This is a genomic window from Streptomyces sp. SID5785, from assembly GCF_009870065.1.
In the GTDB taxonomy this organism is placed as follows: Bacteria; Actinomycetota; Actinomycetes; order Streptomycetales; family Streptomycetaceae; genus Streptomyces.
The window spans coordinates 1-2442 of record NZ_WWIA01000666.1 but is presented as its reverse complement, the minus strand read 5'-3'; the positions used below and the strand labels follow the sequence as shown (position 1 = coordinate 2442).

Annotated in this window: 2 protein-coding genes; both read right to left on the bottom strand. The window is 68.9% G+C overall.

The genetic code is table 11. The annotated features are described in order from the left end of the window. Window positions 1-1076, bottom strand: a 1076-nt coding sequence (secF, locus tag GTW43_RS21735; RefSeq protein ID WP_161303692.1) for a protein translocase subunit SecF, incomplete at its 3' end; no start/stop codon positions are given. Between the two features lies 1 nt (window position 1077). Then, window positions 1078-2442, bottom strand: a 1365-nt coding sequence (gene secD, locus GTW43_RS21730; RefSeq protein WP_161303691.1) for a protein translocase subunit SecD, incomplete at its 5' end; no start/stop codon positions are given.

Here is a 2442-nt window from a genome sequence, read left to right as displayed (position 1 = left end):
GCCGGCTGGTTGCGCGGTCCCGCGCCCGCCGGGGTGGCGTCCTCGGGCTCGGCGCCCGGGCCGCCGTCGGCCTGGTGGCCGAGGACCGGGGCGGCGTCCGCCTGGGCCGCGGCGGCGGCGCGCTTGGCGAGCACCCGCTTCTTCAGCGCCTTCATCTTCGGCTCGTGCTCCTTGAGGTCGGCGACCAGCGGAGTGGCGATGAAGATCGACGAGTAGGCACCGGCGGCCAGACCGACGAAGAGCGACAGCGAGATGTCGTTCAGCATGCCGGCGCCGAGGAAGCCGCCGCCGATGAACAGCAGGCCGGCGACCGGAAGGAGCGCCACGACCGTGGTGTTGATCGAGCGGACCAGGGTGCCGTTGATCGAGCGGTTCGCGATGTCGCTGTAGGTCCAGCGGCTCTGCTTCTCGATGCCCTTCGTCTGCTCCTTGAGGGAGTCGAAGACGACGACCGTGTCGTAGAGCGAGTAACCGAGGATCGTGAGCAGACCGATCACCGTGCCCGGGGTGACCTCGAAGCCCACCAGGGCGTACACACCCACGGTGATGGTGATGTCGTGGATGAGCGCGATGAGTGCCGCGAGCGCCATGCGCCACTCGAAGGCGATCGCCAGGTAGATCACGACGAGGACCATGAAGATGGCCAGGCCCTGCCATGCCTTGTTGGCGATCGTCTCGCCCCAGCTGGGGCCGACCAGGTCCGCGTTGATCTTGTCCGCGGAGATGCCGAGGTCCTTGGAGAGCGAGTCCGCGATCTGGTCGGACTTGCCGGTGTCGACGCCGGCGACCTGGATGCGCAGGCCGCCGTTGCCCAGCTCCTGCACGATCGCGTCGTGGCCGGAGGCCTTCTCCGCGTACTCCTCCGCCTTGGCGGCGGAGACGGTGGTCTTCGGCGTCGTGAAGACGGCGCCGCCCTCGAACTCGATGCCCATGTTCAGGCCGCGCACCACGAGGCCGACGATGGCCGTGATCGTGATGAGGATCGAGACGCCGTACCAGATCTTGCGCTTGCCGATGAAGTCGTAGCCGACCTCACCGTTGTACAGCTTGGCGCCGAGAGTGCCGAGCTTCGACATCTCACGCCTCCTTCGGGTCGACAGGACGGGCGGCGCGGCGCGAGCGGCGCAGCGGGGGCTGCACGCCGAGGCGCTTGGGATCGAGGCCGGACCACTTGTGGCCGCCGGAGAAGAACTTCCCGCGGGCCAGGATCGTCATCAGCGGCTTGGTGAACAGGAAGACCACGACGACGTCGAGCAGCGTGGTCAGGCCGAGCGTGAACGCGAAGCCCTGCACCTTGCCGACGGTCACGATGTAGAGCACCGCGGCCGCGAGGAAGGAGACGAAGTCGGAGACGAGGATCGTGCGGCGGGCGCGCGGCCAGGCGCGCTCGACGGCGGGCCGCACGGAGCGGCCCTCGCGGATCTCGTCCCTGATCCGTTCGAAGAACACGATGAACGAGTCGGCGGTGATACCGATGGCGACGATCGCACCGCAGACCGCCGGCAGGTTCAGCGCGAAGCCGATGGCGGGGCCGAGCAGCGTCATCAGGGTGTACGTGAGGATCGCGGAGGTCAGCAGCGAGGCGAGCGCGACGAGCGACAGGCCCCGGTAGTAGACGACCAGGTAGATCACGACGAGCGCGAGGCCGATGGCGCCCGCGATGAGACCGGCGTGCAGCTGCTCGCCGCCGAGCGCGGCGGTCACCGAGGTGACGCTCTGCTCGTGGAAGGTGAGCGGCAGGGCGCCGTACGACAGCACGTTGGCCAGGTCCTGGGCGGACTGCTGGGTGAAGCTGCCGGAGATCTCGGCGTTGGAGCTCAGGACCGAGCTGACGCTGGGGGCCGAGACCACGTCGCCGTCGAGCACGATGGCGAACTGGTTCATCGGGGACTGCTGGTCCTTGAGCTTGCCGGTCGTCGCGGCGAACTTCTTCGAGCCGGAGCCCGTGAACTCCATGTTGACGACCCACTGGGCGGACTGCTGGTTGATGACCGCCTGGGACTTCTTGACGTCCTTGCCGTTCACCTCGGACGGGCCGAGGATGTACTTCGCCCACTGGCCGGACGAGTCCTTGCCGCAGGCCACGATGGTGTCGCCGGGCTTGGCGCCCTCGTTCACCTTCGTGCGGGCGGCCTTGTCGGAGCAGTCGAGGTCGGTGAACTTCTTCTGCAGCGCCGTGGTGGCCGGGTCCGCCGAGGCGGACGGGGAGGCCTTGTCGCTCGGCTCGTCCGTGGCCTTGTCGTCGGCCTTGTCGCTCGCGGTGGCGGACGGCGTCGCGTCGGCCTTCAGGCCGTCCGTGACGGCGCGGCCCTGCGAGGTCGCGGTGGCGGACGGCGTACCGGACGCGGAACCGTCGGTCGCCTTCTCCGTGGCCTTGTCGGTCGCCTTGTCGGTCGCCTTGTCCGTGGCCTTGTCACCGGCGGAGGGGCTCGCGGACGGCTT